At 40.9% G+C, this 18,538-nt stretch carries 14 protein-coding genes and 1 pseudogene; 14 read left to right on the top strand and 1 reads right to left on the bottom strand.

Annotated features, from left to right (window positions below; genetic code table 11):
• Window positions 1-95 precede the first annotated feature (95 nt).
• Window positions 96-290, top strand: a complete 195-nt coding sequence (locus tag HT669_RS05695) for a CsbD family protein (RefSeq protein ID WP_172933654.1) — start codon at window positions 96-98, stop codon at window positions 288-290.
• Between the two features lie 45 nt (window positions 291-335).
• Here the strand turns inward: HT669_RS05695 and HT669_RS05690 are convergent, their stop codons facing one another.
• Window positions 336-1,781 carry a UDP-N-acetylmuramoyl-L-alanyl-D-glutamate--L-lysine ligase gene (locus HT669_RS05690; RefSeq protein ID WP_101514584.1) on the bottom strand — a complete coding sequence of 482 codons (1,446 nt, stop codon included), beginning with the start codon at window positions 1,779-1,781 and terminating at the stop codon, window positions 336-338.
• Between the two features lie 105 nt (window positions 1,782-1,886).
• Between HT669_RS05690 and HT669_RS05685 the strand changes: the two genes are divergently transcribed.
• The 13 genes and pseudogenes from HT669_RS05685 to greA all read left to right on the top strand — a co-directional run bounded on the left by HT669_RS05685 (window position 1,887) and on the right by greA (window position 18,414).
• Window positions 1,887-3,509: a polysaccharide biosynthesis protein gene (locus HT669_RS05685; protein WP_172922208.1), complete on the top strand. Its 1,623-nt coding sequence runs from the start codon at window positions 1,887-1,889 to the stop codon at window positions 3,507-3,509.
• Between the two features lie 205 nt (window positions 3,510-3,714).
• Entirely contained in the window at window positions 3,715-5,673 is a 1,959-nt protein-coding gene (locus tag HT669_RS05680) for a peptide ABC transporter substrate-binding protein (protein WP_000748867.1), read from the top strand.
• A gap of 171 nt (window positions 5,674-5,844) precedes the next feature.
• Window positions 5,845-6,618: pseudogene (locus HT669_RS11105) on the top strand (ABC transporter ATP-binding protein); the annotation flags it as partial.
• A 186-nt stretch (window positions 6,619-6,804) separates the two neighbouring features.
• Window positions 6,805-7,527: an ATP-binding cassette domain-containing protein gene (locus HT669_RS11100; protein WP_025170631.1), complete on the top strand. Its 723-nt coding sequence runs from the start codon at window positions 6,805-6,807 to the stop codon at window positions 7,525-7,527.
• A gap of 157 nt (window positions 7,528-7,684) precedes the next feature.
• The gene (locus tag HT669_RS05670; protein ID WP_023933152.1) at window positions 7,685-8,779 is read left to right on the top strand and encodes a cystathionine gamma-synthase; all 1,095 of its coding nucleotides are present in this window, start codon (window positions 7,685-7,687) and stop codon (window positions 8,777-8,779) included.
• A 7-nt stretch (window positions 8,780-8,786) separates the two neighbouring features.
• The gene (locus tag HT669_RS05665; protein WP_172922207.1) at window positions 8,787-9,953 is read left to right on the top strand and encodes a MalY/PatB family protein; all 1,167 of its coding nucleotides are present in this window, start codon (window positions 8,787-8,789) and stop codon (window positions 9,951-9,953) included.
• 92 nt (window positions 9,954-10,045) lie between these two features.
• A complete protein-coding gene (locus HT669_RS05660; protein ID WP_001096284.1) occupies window positions 10,046-13,144 on the top strand; it encodes a DEAD/DEAH box helicase in 3,099 nt (1,032 codons plus the stop codon).
• A gap of 47 nt (window positions 13,145-13,191) precedes the next feature.
• Window positions 13,192-13,809 (top strand): hypothetical protein, encoded by a 618-nt coding sequence (locus tag HT669_RS05655; protein ID WP_000808233.1) that lies wholly within the window; start codon window positions 13,192-13,194, stop codon window positions 13,807-13,809.
• A 10-nt stretch (window positions 13,810-13,819) separates the two neighbouring features.
• Window positions 13,820-15,154: a UDP-N-acetylmuramate--L-alanine ligase gene (gene murC / locus HT669_RS05650; RefSeq protein WP_001127123.1), complete on the top strand. Its 1,335-nt coding sequence runs from the start codon at window positions 13,820-13,822 to the stop codon at window positions 15,152-15,154.
• 9 nt (window positions 15,155-15,163) lie between these two features.
• Complete coding sequence (locus HT669_RS05645) at window positions 15,164-15,625, top strand: GNAT family N-acetyltransferase (RefSeq protein ID WP_000405299.1); 462 nt, start codon at window positions 15,164-15,166, stop codon at window positions 15,623-15,625.
• Window positions 15,622-16,116 (top strand): GNAT family N-acetyltransferase, encoded by a 495-nt coding sequence (locus HT669_RS05640; RefSeq protein ID WP_000702440.1) that lies wholly within the window; start codon window positions 15,622-15,624, stop codon window positions 16,114-16,116. The genes HT669_RS05645 and HT669_RS05640 overlap by 4 nt, the downstream gene beginning before the upstream one ends.
• Window positions 16,117-16,196: 80 nt before the next feature.
• Entirely contained in the window at window positions 16,197-17,870 is a 1,674-nt protein-coding gene (mltG, locus tag HT669_RS05635; protein WP_050975877.1) for an endolytic transglycosylase MltG, read from the top strand.
• Between the two features lie 61 nt (window positions 17,871-17,931).
• Complete coding sequence (gene greA, locus HT669_RS05630; RefSeq protein ID WP_000818760.1) at window positions 17,932-18,414, top strand: transcription elongation factor GreA; 483 nt, start codon at window positions 17,932-17,934, stop codon at window positions 18,412-18,414.
• Window positions 18,415-18,538 lie beyond the last annotated feature (124 nt).

Below are 18,538 nucleotides of genomic sequence, written 5' to 3'. Positions count from 1 at the left end.
TTTTTCTGAGCACATTGTTTGACTTTATCTATCGATAAGTTTATACTAATGTAACCGATAACACATATCGGAATAAAACTAAAGGAGACAATCATATGTCACTTGAAAACAAATTGGAACAAGCAACAGGCGTTGTCAAAGAAGGTTTTGGTAAAGTTACTGGAGACAGCAAGACAGAACTTGAAGGAGCTGTTGAAAAAACAGTTGCTAAGGCAAAAGACATTGTAGAAGACGCTAAAGGTGCTGTAGAAGGTGCCGTTGAAGGTTTGAAAAACGTTTTTACTAAATAATAGTAAAAAATCAGGGGTTTTATTTTCCCTTGATTTTTTCTATTCTTATAAATAATTTTCTGCTACGGCTGCATCTCCTGGATAGGCTTCTTTCTTTCCTTGGACGATTTGGTAGCAATCAGCTCCCTTACCAGCAATAATGACAGCATCTAATTCGTGATTTGTGATAGCCATAGCTGCCTTGATGGCCTCTTGGCGATCCGCAATTTTTTCAACAGGATGATTGATGTAGCTACTGATTTCATCTGCAATGGCCATTGGGTCTTCATAGTTGGGGTCATCAGCAGTCAAAAAGACTTGAATCTCAGGATGTTGATTGAGGAGGAGGCCAAAGTTCTTACGACGACTTTCTCCCTTGTTTCCTGTTGAACCCAGAACCAAAGCAATCTTTCCAGTTTGATGAGTTTCAACCACATTGATGAGTTTTTTCAGACTATCCCCATTGTGGGCGTAATCGATGAATACCTTGGCTCCATTTTTCTGAGTCAGGACTTCCATACGACCAGGAACGCGGGTTGCAGCAATTCCTTTTTTGATGTCCTCAAGACTAGCTCCGAGACGGAGGCAAGCAAGTCCAGCAGCAACGGCATTTTCTTGGTTGAAGTTGCCAATGAGTTGGATATCATAATCTCCAGCGAGTTTACCTGTAGCTGAAAAACTAAAGGCTTTGGAATTCTCGATTTGATTATTTGATTGGCTACCATAGAAATCATGGTCTTGATCTGCCACTTGTTCTTTTAAGACAGAAAAGTGGTCCATGTCACTATTAATGATGACTGCTCGGCTATTTTCCATCAAGAGACGTTTGTGGTAGAAGTAGTCTTCAAAGCTAGGGTGTTCAATAGGGCCGATATGGTCTGGGCTGATATTGAGGAAAACTCCCACATCAAAGGTTAGACCATAGACACGTTTGACCAGATAGGCTTGGCTGGAGACTTCCATGATGAGGTGGGTACGGTCATTTTGCACAGCTTGATTCATCATGTCAAAGAGGTCAATACTCTCAGGAGTTGTCAATGCAGACTTAAAGAAAGTCTTGCCATCTAAAGTTGTATTCATAGTCGAGAGCATAGCAGGTCGATGCCCTTGAGATAAGATGTTATAAGCGAAATAGGCTGCTGTTGTCTTACCCTTAGTACCAGTAAAGGCAAGGAGTTTGAGTTTTTCCTGTGGATTACCATAGAACTCCATGGCAATCAAACTCATGGCTTTCTTTATATCGTTCACAATGATGACAGGGATACCGACTTCGTAGTCTTTTTCAGCTACATACCAAGCTAAGCCTTGTGTTATAGCAGAAAGAAGGTATTCTTTTTTAAAGGCAGCACCTTTTGCAAAAAAAAGAGTGTCTTCTTTTACTTTTCGGCTGTCGTAACTAATGCTATCAAAAACAACTTTGCTGTAGTTGTAGTGATAATGTCCTTGGTCGATAATCTCGCGGAAGAGACCATCTTTCTTTAATATATCTAATACGGTTTCAATCTTTATCATACTTTCTATTGTAAACCGAAAGTCGCAAATTTACAAGTAACAAGGAAAAGTTTATAATGGAAGATAAGGAGTGTTTCCTAGTTATCAAAATTGAATGAGGAATCTATGTCGCACGAAAACAATCACCAGCAGGCCCAGATGTTACGGGGGACTGCTTGGCTAACGGCTAGTAACTTTATCAGTCGCCTGCTTGGGGCCATCTATATTATCCCTTGGTACATCTGGATGGGATCTTATGCAGCTACGGCAAATGGTCTCTTTACCATGGGCTACAATATCTATGCCTGGTTCTTGCTGGTTTCAACAGCAGGGATTCCAGTTGCGGTGGCCAAGCAAGTTGCCAAGTACAATACCATGCGAGAAGAAGAGCATAGCTTTGCCCTGATTCGGAGCTTTTTAGGATTTATGACAGGACTTGGCCTCGTTTTTGCTTTAGTTTTGTATCTCTTTGCTCCTTGGCTAGCAGACTTGTCTGGCGTGGGCAAAGACTTGATCCCAATCATGCAAAGCTTGGCTTGGGGAGTCTTGATTTTCCCGTCTATGAGTGTTATCCGAGGATTTTTCCAAGGGATGAATAATCTCAAACCTTATGCCATGAGCCAAATTGCTGAGCAGGTCATTCGTGTTATCTGGATGCTCCTAGCAACCTTTATCATTATGAAACTTGGTTCAGGAGATTACCTAGTAGCGGTTACCCAATCCACCTTTGCTGCCTTTGTCGGCATGGTAGCTAGTTTTGCAGTTTTGATTTATTTCCTTGCCCAAGAAGGCTTACTCAAAAGAGTCCTTGAAACAGGGGATAAGATTAACAGCAAGCATCTTTTGATCGATACCATTAAGGAAGCCATTCCTTTTATCTTGACAGGGTCTGCCATCCAGCTCTTCCAGATTTTGGACCAGCTGACCTTTATCAATAGTATGAGCTGGTTTACCAACTACAGCAATGAGGACTTGGTTATCATGTTTTCTTATTTCTCAGCCAATCCTAATAAAATCACGATGATTTTGATTTCTGTTGGGGTTTCGATTGGGAGTGTAGGCTTGCCGCTTTTGACAGAAAACTATGTCAAGGGGGACTTGAAGGCAGCTTCTCGTCTCGTTCAGGACAGTCTCACCCTACTCTTTATGTTCTTGCTACCAGCAACGGTTGGAGTGGTTATGGTAGGAGAACCTCTTTATACAGTCTTCTATGGCAAGCCAGACAGTTTGGCTATGGGCTTATTTGTCTTTGCAGTTTTGCAGTCTATTATTTTAGGCTTGTACATGGTCTTGTCCCCCATGCTTCAAGCCATGTTCCGCAACCGCAAGGCCGTTCTCTATTTTATCTATGGTTCTATTGCCAAGCTGGTCTTGCAACTGCCTACCATCGCCCTTTTCCACAGTTATGGTTCCTTGATTTCAACAACCATCGCTCTTATCATTCCTAACGTCTTGATGTATCGGGATATTTGTAAAGTAACGGGTGTTAAGCGCAAGGTGATTGTGAAGCGAACCATTTTAATCAGTTTGCTGACCCTAGTCATGTTTCTGTTAATAGGAACCATCCAGTGGCTGTTAGGATTTTTCTTCCAACCAAGTGGACGTTTGTGGAGCTTCTTTTATGTAGCTCTTGTCGGTGCCATGGGGGGTGGACTCTACGGATTCATGAGTCTCTATACTCGTCTCTTAGATAAGGTTATTGGACAGGCCAAAGCTGCCCAGTTGCGAGCAAAATTTAAGTTTTCTTAAGATAGCATTTATAAATAAAAGGAATAAGTTGAACAATCTTTTAGGAGAACTTGAAACTTATTCCTTTTTTTAGCGTCAAAACAGCTAAAATTATCTTTTAAGAGTAGAAGATGAGGCCTTTTTCGATTTTTTTGGACAAAAACATTGACTAAACAAACTAAACGTTGTATAATAAAACAAATCTTTAAATCAGGAGGTTCTGGAAATGAAAAAGTCTAAGAGCAAATATCTAACCTTGGCAGGTCTTGTCCTGGGTACAGGAATTTTACTGAGCGCGTGTGGAAATTCTAGCACAGGATCAAAAACCTATAACTATGTTTATTCAAGTGATCCATCTAGTTTGAACTATCTAGCAGAAAACCGCGCAACAACAAATGATATTGTGACCAACCTGGTAGATGGTCTCATGGAAAATGACCAATATGGGAACTATGTGCCATCCTTGGCAGAGGATTGGAGTGTTTCTAAGGACGGTTTGACCTATACCTACAAACTTCGTAAGGATGCCAAGTGGTTTACTTCTGAGGGAGAAGAATATGCTCCTGTAACTGCCCAAGATTTTGTGACAGGTTTGCAATATGCGGCTGATAAAAAATCAGAAGCCTTGTATCTAGTGCAGGACTCTGTTGCAGGTTTGGATGACTATATCACTGGTAAAACAAGCGACTTTTCAACTGTCGGTGTCAAGGCTCTTGATGACCAAACGGTTCAATACACCTTGGCTCGACCAGAACCTTACTGGAACTCAAAAACGACATCAACCATTCTTTTCCCAGTCAATGCGGATTTCCTAAAATCAAAAGGGGATGATTTTGGCAAGGTAGACCCTGCTAATATTTTGTACAGTGGACCTTTCTTGATGAAAGCTTTTGTTTCAAAATCTGTCATCGAATACAAGAAAAATCCTAACTACTGGGATGCTAAAAATGTCTTTGTAGATGATGTTAAATTGACCTACTATGATGGTAGTGACCAAGATGCTCTTGTTCGTAATTTTACAGACGGAGCCTATAGCTACGCTCGTCTCTATCCAAATAGTTCAAGTTTTGAAGGGATTAAAGAAAAATACAAAGATGATATCATCTACAGTATGCAGACTGCTACGTCTTATTACTGGAATTTTAACCTAGATAGACAAGCTTATAAATTTACTTCTAAGACGACCGACATTGAAAAGAAATCAGCTCAGGAAGCAGTTCTTAATAAAAACTTCCGTCAAGCTATTAACTTTGCCTATGATCGTACAGCCTATGGGGCTCAAACTCAGGGAGAAGACGGAGCGACTAAGATTTTGCGTAACTTGGTTGTTCCTCCAACCTTTGTAAGTATCAAGGGAAAAGACTTTGGTGAAGTAGTAGCCTCTAAGATGGTCAATTATGGTAAGGAATGGCAAGGTATCAACTTTGCGGATGGTCAAGACCCTTATTACAATCCTGAGAAAGCCAAGGCTAAATTTGCTGAGGCCAAGAAAGAGCTAGAAGCTAAGGGAGTTCAATTCCCTATTCATTTGGATGCGACAGTTGACCAAGCTTCTAAGAAGGGGATTCAAGAAGTAAGCTCTATGAAGCAATCTATTGAAGCAGCTTTAGGTACGGAGAACGTCGTTATTGATATCCAACAGTTATCAACAGAGGACTATCATAACTCAAGTTACTTTGCTCAAACAGCAGCTCAAAAAGATTATGACCTTTACAATGGTGGTTGGGGTCCTGACTACTTAGATCCATCAACCTATCTTGATATCTTTAGTGTCAAGAATGGTGGGGTTCTACAAAATCTTGGACTCGAGCCTGGTGAAGCCAACGACAAGGCTAAGGCAGTTGGACTTGACACTTATACTCAAATGTTGGAAGAGGCTAATAAGGAGCAAGACCCAGCCAAACGTTATGAGAAATATGCTGATATTCAAGCATGGTTGATAGATAGTTCTCTAGCGATTCCAAATGTTTCATTAGGTGGAACGCCTAGCTTGAGAAAAACAGTTCCTTTCTCAGCACCTTATTCATTGGCTGGTAATAAAGGGGTTGAATCATATAAATACCTCAAAGTACAAGATAAGATTGTCACAACAGACGAATATGCAAAAGCCAGAGAAAAATGGTTGAAAGAAAAAGAAGAATCCAATAAAAAAGCCCAAGAAGAATTGGCAAAACATGTCAAATAAAATCTAATTGTAGATAAGTTTGTGTAAGAAGTCTTTGTGCTTAAAAACGCATAATATCAGGTATATAAAATCCTAGATGTTATGCGTTTTGTTATAGGAAGATTTATTAGATTTTATCCTCAAATTGAGTTATTCCCGACTTTATCCGTTGAAATATTATAAGGAGTATTTATGAAATTAAAATTATTAAGAGTAGATACTAAGGTGATTATGGGGAGTTTCTTACTTGTTCTGTCTAGTCTACTTGCTTTGTTGCTTCCCCTTATCTTAAAGGGTTTAATAGATGGGAGTTCTATTGAAAATATAGGTTCCAAAGTATTTCAATCGTTTTTGATTTTTATTGGTCAAGCCTTGTTTTCTTCTATTGGTTACTATCTGTTTAGTCAATCGGGTGAAAAAAAGATAGCAAAAATCAGGAAAAAAGTGATAGAGGGGTTGATTTATGCAGAGAAATCCTTCTTTGATAAGAGCCAAAGTGGGGAGTTGACTTCTGCCATTGTCAATGACACGAGTGTCATTCGTGAGTTTTTAATTACGACTTTCCCAAATATTATTTTGAGTTTAGTTATGGTACTTGGTTCCATCATAGTCTTATTTAGTCTTGATTGGAATCTTTCTCTACTTTTATTCATCACTCTTCCTTGTATGATGTTTATTATCTTGCCCCTTTCCAATATCAGTGAAAAGTATAGTCGTCGTTTACAAGAGGAAATCGGATTTTTAACAGGGCAATTGACTGAAAAGATTCAAGAACATGAATTAATTAAGACTAACCAAGCAGAGAAAAGTGTACAGGATGTTTTGGATAATTGTATTGAAAGGGTACAAAACAATTCACTGAAATCAGATAGGATTACTTCTTTTGAGACCCCGTTTGCTCTCTTATTTATCTTTGCGACTATAGCTGTGATGCTAACCTATGGGGGTTATCGGGTCAGCGCAGGATATATATCTGTGGGAACCTTGGTTTCGTTTTTGATTTACCTCTTTCAATTACTTAATCCTATTAGTAATATAGCTAATTTTGTAACTGTTTATTCTAGGAGTAAGGGATCTTCAGTTGCACTGGAGAACTTGCTTGCAGTTCCTAAAGAAAAATTTGAGGGAGGAAAATCGGTATCAGGACAAGGGTTGAATTTTAACCATGTCTATTTTGGTTATGATGAAAATCGACCTGTCTTAAAGGATATTACTTTCTCCATTTTCAAGGGGCAAAAAATTGCTTTTGTTGGACCATCTGGATCAGGAAAATCAACGATTGTGCGTTTGTTAGAGCGGTTTTATAAACCGCTTTCAGGAGATATTCTAATGGAGCAATCAAGTATATATGATTTTAACTTAAAAGAATGGAGAAGTAAAATCGCTTGGGTTTCACAAAATAATGCAGTCTTATCTGGCAGTATTCGTGACAATCTTTGTCTCGGTTTGAATCGCTTAGTAACTGATGATGAATTGATGAAAGTGCTAGACTTAGTATCACTAGGTGATGAGATTCGCTCCATGAAAGAGGGACTAGATACTGAGGTTGGTGAACGCGGACGACTCTTGTCAGGGGGACAAAGCCAAAGACTTCAAATAGCTAGAGCCTACTTAAAAGATGCTGAAATTCTTATATTTGATGAAGCCACTGCTAATCTTGATGCGGATTCTGAGTATGCGATTATCAGTAGCCTCTATTCTGTACTAAAGGAGAAGACAGTTGTGATTATAGCGCATCGTTTGTCAACGGTAAAAGATGTGGATTGTATTTTCTTCTTAGAGGAGGGGAAAATCACTGGCTCAGGAACTCATAAGGAACTACTGGAAAATCATGAGCGTTATGCTCGTTTTGTGCAGGAGCAAATGATAGAGTGAAGGTGTCTTTTGAGATTCACCATTTTATAGTCTATTAAAGGGAGCAGGAAAAACTCCCTTTTTATATAGTTTGAAACTATAGCTAGCTCTTGAAAAGAAGAAAATGAGTTGATGAAAATAAGTGGTACAATAGTTACTATAGATTTGGAGGTATTGTATGAGCAAGGAATTACACATTAACACAATTTTGGCCCAGGCGGGCATTAAGTCAGATGAAGCGACAGGTGCATTGGTGACACCGCTCCATTTTTCAACGACCTATCAGCATCCAGAGTTTGGTCGATCTACTGGGTTTGACTATACGCGCACTAAAAATCCAACTCGTAGTAAGGCTGAGGAAGTCTTGGCGGCTATTGAGTCAGCAGACTATGCCCTAGCGACTAGCTCAGGGATGTCAGCTATTGTACTGGCCTTTAGCGTCTTTCCAGTAGGAAGTAAGGTCTTGGCAGTGCGTGATCTTTACGGTGGTTCTTTTCGCTGGTTTAACCAAGTGGAGCAGGAAGGTCGTTTCCATTTTACCTATGCCAATACAGAAGAAGAGTTGATTGCCGAGTTAGAAAAGGATGTGGATGTTCTCTATATCGAAACCCCAACCAATCCCTTAATGTTGGAATTTGATATCGAAAAACTAGCAAAATTGGCTCATGCTAAGGGTGCCAAAGTGGTGGTGGACAATACCTTCTATAGCCCTATCTACCAACGTCCGATTGAAGATGGAGCAGATATGGTTCTCCATTCAGCAACCAAGTATCTAGCAGGCCACAATGATGTCTTAGCTGGAGTGGTTGTGACCAATAGTTTAGAACTATACGAGAAGCTTTTTTACAATCTCAATACAACAGGGGCAGTCTTGTCCCCATTTGACAGCTACCAGTTGCTTCGTGGTCTCAAGACCTTGTCTCTTCGTATGGAGCGTTCAACAGCTAACGCCCAAGAAGTGGTTGCCTTTTTGAAGGATTCTCCAGCAGTCAAGGAGGTTCTCTATACTGGTCGTGGGGGGATGATTTCCTTTAAAGTAGTCGATGAAACGCGCATTCCTCATATTTTGAACAGTCTCAAGGTCTTCTCGTTTGCGGAAAGTTTGGGTGGGGTAGAAAGTCTCATTACTTATCCAACGACGCAAACTCACGCTGATATTCCAGCAGAAGTGCGCCATTCTTATGGTTTGACAGATGACCTCTTGCGCTTGTCAATTGGGATTGAGGATGCTAGAGATTTGATTGCAGATTTGCGCCAAGCTTTAGAAGGATAAGACAAAGATGGGAAAATATGATTTTACAAGCCTGCCCAACCGTTTAGGGCACCATACCTATAAATGGAAAGAAACAGAAACGGATAGTGAAGTTCTACCAGCTTGGATAGCGGATATGGACTTTGTGGTCTTGCCTGAAATCCGCCAAGCCGTGCAAACTTACGCAGACCAACTGGTTTATGGTTATGCCTATGCCAGTGAAGACTTAATTAAGGAAGTTCAAAAGTGGGAAGCTACACAATACGGTTACAACTTTGACAAAGAGGCTCTTGTTTTTATCGAGGGTGTGGTACCAGCCATCTCAACAGCTATTCAAACCTTTACAAAAGAAGGCGAGGCGGTTTTAATTAACACGCCTGTCTACCCACCCTTTGCTCGCAGTGTCAAGTTGAACAATCGTAGATTGATTACTAATTCCTTAGTGGAAAAGGATGGTCTGTTTGAGATTGACTTTGACCAACTTGAAAAGGATTTGGTGGAAGAGGAGGTTAAACTCTATATTCTTTGCAACCCTCACAATCCTGGTGGACGTGTTTGGGAAAAAGAAGTGTTGGAGAAGATTGGCCAACTCTGCCAAAAACACGGTGTTTTGTTAGTTTCAGATGAGATTCACCAAGATTTGACCCTCTTTGGTCACAAACACCAGTCTTTCAATACCATCAATCCTGCCTTCAAAAATTTTGCTATCGTCTTGAGCAGTGCCACTAAAACCTTTAACATTGCTGGGACAAAAAATTCCTATGCCGTCATTGAAAATCCTAAGTTGAGAGTGGCTTACCAGAAACGCCAGTTGGCTAATAATCAGCATGAAATTTCAGGCTTGGGCTATTTGGCGACAGAAGCTGCCTATCGATACGGTAAAGATTGGTTAGAGGAACTTAAGCAAGTCTTTGAAGACCATATCAATTATGTGGTGGATCTATTTGGAAAAGAGACTAAAATCAAGGTCATGAAACCGCAAGGTACCTACTTGATTTGGCTTGACTTTTCAGCCTATGACCTGACTGATGAAACATTGCAAGAGTTGTTGAGAAATGAAGCCAAGGTTATCCTCAACCGTGGTTTGGATTTTGGAGAGGAAGGAAGTCTCCATGCCCGCATCAATATAGCTATGCCCAAATCTCTGTTGCAAGAAGTCTGTCAGCGGATTGTGGCTACTTTTGCCAAATGTTAAAAATCCAGCCTTCTAGGAGAAAAGTCTTCCTAGAAGGCTATTTTCATAGGCGAAAATATGGTATAATAAACAGATAAGGTAAAGGTGAAAATATGGCTAAATTGATTCCGGGGAAAGTTCGTATCGAAGGTGTTGCCCTTTATGAAACTGGTAAGGTTGATATCATCAAGGAAAAGAACAATCGGCTCTATGCTCGCGTTGCAGAAGAAGAACTGCGCTATAGTTTAGAGGATGATTTGGTTTTTTGTGCCTGTGATTTTTTTCAAAAGAGGGGCTACTGTGTGCATTTGGCAGCGCTAGAGCATTTTCTGAAAAATGATGAGCGTGGTCAGGAAATCTTGTGGAGTCTGGAAGAAGGTCATGAAGAAAAAGAGGCCGTTGAAACCAAGGTGACCTTGGGTGGCAAGTTTTTGGATCGAATTTTATCTCCAAAATCAGAATGCGCCTATGAGTTATCAGCTGTGGGTCAGGTGGAAGCAGGAACCAATCATATCTTGTGGACTCTGAGAATCGGCCAAATCAATAGCCAAAAATACTATGTCATTCGGGATATTCCACTTTTTTTAAGGATTGTCGAGCAGAGAAAGTCGTATATGATTGGCAAGATTTATGAGGAGTCTCTTTCTTGGGAAGCTTTTGATGAGGCCAGCCAAGAACTTTTGACTTTCTTGCACGGACTAACGGAGGAAGGGCTGGTTCCAGACCTCTTTTTCCAAAACCAAGGTCGGCACCTCTTTTTCCCTCTGACCTTTTTTGAGCAGGGTGTGAATTTACTGATGGCCTTGCCCCATTTTCAATTTGACCATCAAGTGGATAGCTACCAAACCCTGCTTTTTCAGGATATGCATGCTGATGCCAATCTATTTGCCTTTACAGTAACAGAATACTCGGACTATTTTGAAATGGAAATCAGTGAGAGTCCTAGGGTCAATGTCTTTTATCAGGGAGCAGTACTTTTCCATAAAGGTCAGGTTTATTTTTTAACAGACCAGCAGATGCGTCTTCTCAAGGAAATTAAAGTGTTACCTGTGGGTCAACAAGGAAAGAAATACCTGCAATTTGATAGCAGTGATCGAGACAAATTGGCCTCCTGTCTGACTCTTTTTATCCAGATGGGTACCGTTTCAGCTCCAGAACGTCTACAAATCAAAACTTTTGCGCCCTCTTTTTACTTTGACAGGGAAGAAGATAATCGGATTCGTTTAGAAATTCAGTTTGATTATGGAAATAGACAGGTATCTAGCCGACAAGAGCTAGAAGAATTACCATTTTCAAGTGACACGGACTTAGAAGAAAGAATTTTCCAAGTCTGTTTGGCTGCGGGCTTTGAAGCAGATTTTCAATCTTGGCGTCAGGCCTTAAAAGCAGAGTCTGTCTATCATTTCTTCCATGAAATCATTCCAGTCTTTGAAAAACTTGGAAATGTTGATTTATCAGACAAGTTAGAAGAGTTTTATAGTCTAGCAAGCCCTCAAGTGCAGATTACTTCCAAGGGAGGTCTCTTGGAAATTCAATTTGATTTTCAAGATATAGCCCAAGAGGAAATTGACCAAGCTATGCAGGCCTTGGTTGATAATCGAGATTTTTATATTGATTCGTCTAATAAAGTCTACTTTTTCGATGAAGAAACCAAGAAAATTCGTCAAAATCTACAGGAGCTGGGGCAATTTGAATTAAAAGATGGCTCCTTGCAGGCTCGGAAATCCTTGGCTTATAGTTTAGCTCATCTCTTTGAAGGACGTGACCGTGTTTCTTTTTCACAAGAATTCCAGAATCTGGCTCACGATTTGACGCATCCAGAGGACTTCCCTAGACAAGCAACTCAGGTTCAGGCTGACTTACGAGATTATCAGGAAAAGGGAATCAGCTGGCTACAGATGCTCCATCACTATGGTTTTGGTGGGATTTTGGCTGACGATATGGGACTTGGTAAAACCCTGCAGACCATTGCTTTTTTGACCAGTCAAGTGACAAAAGAAAGTCGAGTCTTGATTTTAGCACCGTCAGGTTTGATTTACAACTGGGCAGATGAGTTTCAGAAATTTGCCCCACAGTTGGATGTGGCTGTTGTTCATGGTTTGAAAGCTAGTCGTGAGGAGATTCTTGCTGAAAGCCATCAAATCTATGTGACGAGCTATGCTACCTTCCGTCAGGACAGTGAGCTTTATCAGGGGATGGCCTTTGACTTCCTTTTCTTAGATGAGGCTCAGGTCATGAAGAACGCCCAGACCAAGATTGCCCAGACCTTGAGACAGTTTGTGGTGCCGTCAGTTTTTGCTCTGTCAGGGACACCGATTGAAAACCATCTAGGTGAGCTGTGGTCTATTTTCCAAATCGTCATGCCAGGACTTTTGCCAAGCAAGAAAGAATTTATGAAATTGCCAGCTGAACGCGTGGCTCAGTTTATCAAGCCTTTCGTGATGAGGCGCAAGAAAGAAGAAGTTCTGACCGAATTGCCAGACTTAATAGAAGTAGTTTATAAGAATGAACTGGAAGACCAGCAAAAGGCTATCTACCTAGCCCAGTTGCAACAGATGAGAGATAGATTGGCTCAAGTATCAGATCAGGAATTTCAGCGAAGTCGTGTGGAAATCTTGTCTGGTCTGATGCGCTTGCGCCAAATCTGTGACACCCCTGCCCTCTTTATGGAGGATTATCAGGGAGCTAGTGGCAAACTGGATAGTCTCCGAGACCTGCTGGTACAGGTGGTAGACGGTGGACACCGTGTCTTGATTTTCTCTCAGTTCAAGGGAATGTTGGAGAAAATAGAACAAGAACTGCCAGACTTGGGCATGACTTCCTTTAAAATTACAGGTTCAACTCCAGCCAAGGAAAGACAAGACATGACCAAGGCCTTTAACCAAGGGGAAAGAGATGCCTTTCTGATTTCCCTCAAGGCTGGTGGTGTCGGTCTGAACCTGACAGGTGCTGATACAGTGATTTTGGTTGACCTTTGGTGGAATCCTGCGGTGGAAGCGCAAGCTATTGGCCGTGCCCATCGGATGGGTCAGGAAGAAACGGTTGAGGTCTATCGCTTGGTGACCAGGGGAACCATTGAAGAAAAAATTCAGGAACTCCAAGAACAAAAGAAACATCTGGTGTCACAAGTATTGGATGGAACAGAGTCACGTGGCAGTCTCAGCCTAGCAGAAATTAGAGAAATTTTGGGAATTTCTGAAGCCAGCACTTGAAAAATCAAGACAATACGCTATAATGAAGTGTTGAAAGGAAATAGAAAATGAAACAAGAACGATTTCCATTGGTGTCAGATGACGAGGTCATGCTGACTGAGATGCCAGTCATGAACTTGTACGATGAGTCTGATCTGATCAGTAATATCAAGGGTGAGTATCGAGATAAAAATTATTTAGAATGGTCTCCTATTACTGAAGAGGCGCCAGTAAAACCGATTGAAAAGCAAGTCGAGAAACCTAAAAAAGCTCCTTTAGGGGTAAAAAAAGAAGGAAAGAGCTATGCGGAGGTGGCGCGTGAAGAAGCGCGTGCAGACTTGAAAAAGAAACGCTCTGCTAACTATCTAACTCAGGATTTCAGCCGTGCGAGACGTCATTCTAAATCAGGCCTTGTTAGACAGGGTAGTCAACCGACAGCGCCTTTCCAAAAGGAAAATCCTGGTGAATTTGTCAAATATAGCCAAAAATTGACCCAGTCTCATTATATCTTGGCGGAAGAAGTTCATTCTATCCCTACCAAGAATGAAGAAGTGTCAGCACCTGCTCCAAAGAAAAACAACTATGATTTTCTAAAGAAGAGCCAAATCTACAATAAAAAAAGTAAACAAACAGAACAAGAACGTCGGGTTGCCCAAGAGTTGAATCTGACCAGAATGACAGAATAGGGGAGAAAACATGCCAAAGACATATCATTTTATCGGAATTAAGGGATCAGGGATGAGTGCCTTGGCCTTGATGTTGCACCAAATGGGGCATAAGGTACAGGGATCAGATGTTGAGAAGTACTACTTTACTCAACGTGGTCTTGAGCAGGCAGGAATTACTATTCTTCCTTTTGATGAAAAGAATCTAGACGGTGATATGGAAATTATCGCTGGAAATGCCTTTCGTCCAGATAACAACGTCGAAATTGCCTATGCAGACCAAAATGGTATCAGCTACAAACGTTACCATGAGTTCCTAGGTAGCTTTATGCGTGACTTTGTTAGCATGGGAGTAGCAGGAGCGCATGGAAAAACTTCAACGACAGGTATGTTGTCTCACGTCTTGTCTCACATCACAGACACCAGCTTCTTGATTGGAGATGGGACAGGTCGTGGTTCGGCCAATGCCAAATATTTTGTCTTTGAATCTGACGAATATGAGCGTCACTTTATGCCTTACCACCCAGAATACTCTATTATCACCAACATTGACTTTGACCATCCAGACTATTTCACAAGTCTAGAGGATGTTTTCAATGCTTTTAACGACTATGCTAAACAAATTACCAAGGGTCTTTTTGTCTATGGTGAAGATGCAGAATTGCGTAAAATTACGTCTGATGCACCAATTTATTATTATGGTTTTGAAGCAGAAGGTAATGACTTTGTAGCTAGTGAGCTTCTTCGTTCTACGACTGGTTCAACCTTCACCGTTCATTTCCGTGGACAAGACTTGGGGCAATTCCACATCCCAACCTTTGGTCGTCACAATATCATGAATGCGACAACCGTTATTGGTCTTCTTTACACAGCAGGATTTGATTTGAACTTGGTGCGTGAGCACTTGAAAACATTTGCTGGTGTTAAGCGTCGTTTCACTGAGAAAATTGTCAATGATACAGTGATTATCGATGACTTTGCTCACCATCCAACAGAAATTATTGCGACCTTGGATGCGGCTCGTCAAAAATACCCAAGCAAGGAAATTGTAGCAGTCTTCCAACCGCATACCTTTACAAGAACCATTGCCTTGTTAGATGACTTTGCCCACGCTTTAAACCAAGCAGATGCTGTTTACCTAGCGCAAATTTATGGGTCAGCTCGTGAGGTAGACCATGGAGATGTCAAGGTAGAAGACCTAGCTAATAAAATCAACAAGAAACACCAAGTGATCACTGTTGAAAATGTTTCACCACTCCTTGACCATGACAATGCTGTCTATGTCTTTATGGGAGCAGGAGATATCCAAACCTATGAATATTCATTTGAACGACTCTTGTCTAACTTGACAAGCAATGTTCAATAGGTTATTCTCATGGAAATTCCAATTAAGATCATTCAGGCAAGTCAGTCTGATTTGGCTGAGATAGAGGCACTTCAAACTTCGTCTTTTCCGGCTGAAAAGCAGCAACCTTCCCATATCTTAGAAGAAAGTATCCGTAAGTGTGCGGATACCTTTCTTCTAGCTAGGGATGAAAACCAACTTTTAGGCTATATTCTATCAAGTCCCCAGTCAGACAATCCGCAATGTCTAAAAGTAGATTCTTTAGTCATTGAGTCTGACCATCAGAGACAAGGATTGGGAACACTTCTTCTTGCGGCTTTGAAAGAGGTGGCAGTTGAGCTGGATTACAAAGGGATTCGTTTGAAGAGTCCTGATGAGCTGCTTTCCTATTTTGAAATGAGCGGTTTTATTGATGAAGAAACTTCCCTTTATGAAACTAGCCAGGGTTTTAGTATGATTTGGTTTAATCCCTATTATCTGGAGGTACAATGAAGATCAGACAAGCAAGATTAGAAGATTTAGAACGTATCGTTGAGATTGAACTAGAAAATTTCTCGGTAGAAGAAGCTATTCCTCGATCTGTTTTTGAATCGCATTTGCGAGAAATTCAGACCTCTTTTCTGGTTGCGGAAAAAGTAGGTAGAATCATGGGGTACATAGAAGGGCCAGTTGGACCACACCGCCATCTGCAAGACCAGTCCTTTACAGAAGAAATAAAAGACTATAGTCATGAGCCTGGTGGTTATATCTCTGTGACCTGTCTTTCTATTGCCAAAGAAGCACAGGGCCTCGGACTTGGACAAAAATTACTAATAGCCTTGAAAGAAGTTGCTCTTGAAGATAAGAGAGATGGCATTAACCTAACCTGTCATGACTATCTCATCGCCTACTATGAAAAGCACGGATTTGTCAATGAAGGCTTGTCCCAGTCAACCTTTGCAGGGGAAACCTGGTATGATATGGTTTGGGAAACGAAAAAATAAGCTAGGAAAAGTATCATAGGTTGCTTTTCTTGGACTTTTAAGATATAATATTATGGATTGTCAACAAGGAGGAAAAACTTTTGAGTGAAAAGTCAAGAGAAGAAGAGAAATTAAGCTTTAAAGAGCAGATTCTGAGAGATTTAGAAAAAGTAAAAGGCTATGATGAAGTTCTGAAAGAAGATAAGGCAGTAGTTCGCACTCCTGCAAATGAACCTTCAGCTGAAGAACTCATGGCTGATTCCTTGTCAACGGTAGAGGAAATTATGAGAAAAGCTCCTACCGTGCCTACTCACCCAAGTCAAGATGTACCAGCTTCTCCAGCAGATGACCTTCAAAGAGAAACTCCTGGTGTTCCAAGTCATCCAAGTCATCCAAGTCAAGATGTACCTTCTTCTCCAGCGGAAGAAAGTGGTTCAAGACCAGGACCAGGTCCTGTTAGACCTAAGAAACTTGAAAGAGAATACAATGAAACCCCAACAAGGGTAGCTGTTTCCTATAAGACGGCAGAGAAAAAAGCAGAACAAGCAGGTCCAGAAACACCTACGCCTGCTACAGAAACAGTGGATATCATCAGCGATACACCACGTCGTAGCCGTAGAGAAGGAGCAAAACCCGTTAAGCCTAAGAAAGAGAAGAAGTCACATGTGAAAGCCTTTGTGATTTCATTCCTTGTATTCCTTGCCTTGCTCTCAGCAGGTGGTTACTTTGGTTACCAGTATGTTCAGTCATCTTTACAGCCTGTGGATGCTTCATCGAAACAATATGTGACGGTTGGAATTCCAGAAGGTTCAAACGTTCAAGAAATCGGTACGACGCTTGAAAAAGCTGGTTTGGTAAAGCATGGTCTGATTTTTAGCTTTTATGCCAAGTATAAAAATTATACCGACTTGAAAGCAGGTTACTACAATTTGCAAAAGAGTATGAGTACAGAAGACTTACTCAAAGAGTTGCAAAAAGGTGGAACAGATGAACCACAAGAACCTGTCCTTGCGACTTTGACAATTCCAGAAGGTTATACTTTGGATCAGATTGCTCAAGCGGTAGGTCAATTGCAAGGTGACTTCAAAGAGCCTTTGACAGCGGATGCTTTCCTAGCAAAAGTTCAAGATGAGACGTTTATCAGTCAAGCAGTAGCCAAATATCCTACTTTATTGGAAAGTTTGCCTGCAAAAGATAGTGGTGCGCGTTATCGTTTGGAAGGATACCTTTTCCCAGCTACTTATTCTATCAAGGAAAGCACAACTGTTGAGAGCTTGATTGATGAGATGTTAGCTGCTATGGATAAGAACCTATCTCCTTACTATAGTACTATCAAATCTAAAAACTTGACTGTCAATGAGTTGTTGACCATTGCTTCCTTGGTCGAAAAAGAAGGTGCCAAGACAGAAGATCGTAAGCTCATTGCAGGTGTATTCTACAATCGTTTGAATCGTGATATGCCACTTCAAAGTAATATTGCAATCTTGTATGCCCAAGGAAAACTGGGGCAAAATATCAGCTTAGCTGAGGATGTTGCGATTGATACCAACATTGATTCACCTTATAATGTTTATAAAAATGTAGGTCTCATGCCTGGTCCAGTCGATAGTCCAAGTCTGGATGCGATTGAGTCAAGCATCAATCAAACTAAGAGCGATAACCTCTACTTTGTAGCAGATGTCACAGAAGGCAAGGTCTACTATGCTAATAATCAAGAAGACCACGATCGCAATGTCGCTGAACATGTCAACAGCAAATTAAACCAAACAAACTAAAATTATGTGATACTTCACATAATTTTCTTTAGAAAATATTATTAGAAGAAAGTTGAGAAAAATGGCAGAAAAAACATATCCTATGACCCTTGAGGAAAAGGAAAAACTTGAAAAAGAATTAGAAGAATTGAAATTGGTTCGTCGACCAGAAGTGGTAGAACGCATTAAGATTGCCCGTTCATACGGTGACCTTTCAGAAAACAGTGAGTACGAAGCAGCTAAGGATGAACAAGCCTTTGTCGAAGGACAAATCTCTAGCTTAGAAACAAAAATCCGCTATGCTGAAATCGTCAATAGCGACGCAGTTGCCCAGGACGAAGTAGCGATTGGTAAAACAGTCACCATCCAAGAAATTGGTGAGGACGAAGAAGAAGTTTATATTATCGTAGGTTCAGCGGGTGCGGATGCCTTTGCAGGTAAAGTTTCAAATGAAAGCCCAATTGGACAAGCCTTGATTGGCAAGAAAACAGGTGATACAGCAACCATTGAAACGCCTGTTGGTAGCTATGATGTAAAAATCTTGAAGGTTGAAAAAACAGCCTAAAAACAGAAAAAGGAGTGGGGAGGCGATGTACTTCACTCACTCCTTTTTCCATTTTGCTACTCTTCGAAAATCTCTTCAAACCACGTCAGCGTCGCCTTGCCGTATATATGGTTACTGACTTCGT

This window comes from Streptococcus sp. 2100 (assembly GCF_013276335.1).
Classification (GTDB): Bacteria; Bacillota; Bacilli; order Lactobacillales; family Streptococcaceae; genus Streptococcus; species Streptococcus pseudopneumoniae.
The sequence above is the reverse complement of the archived record's forward strand: the minus strand, read 5'-3'. Positions and strand labels throughout refer to the sequence as shown.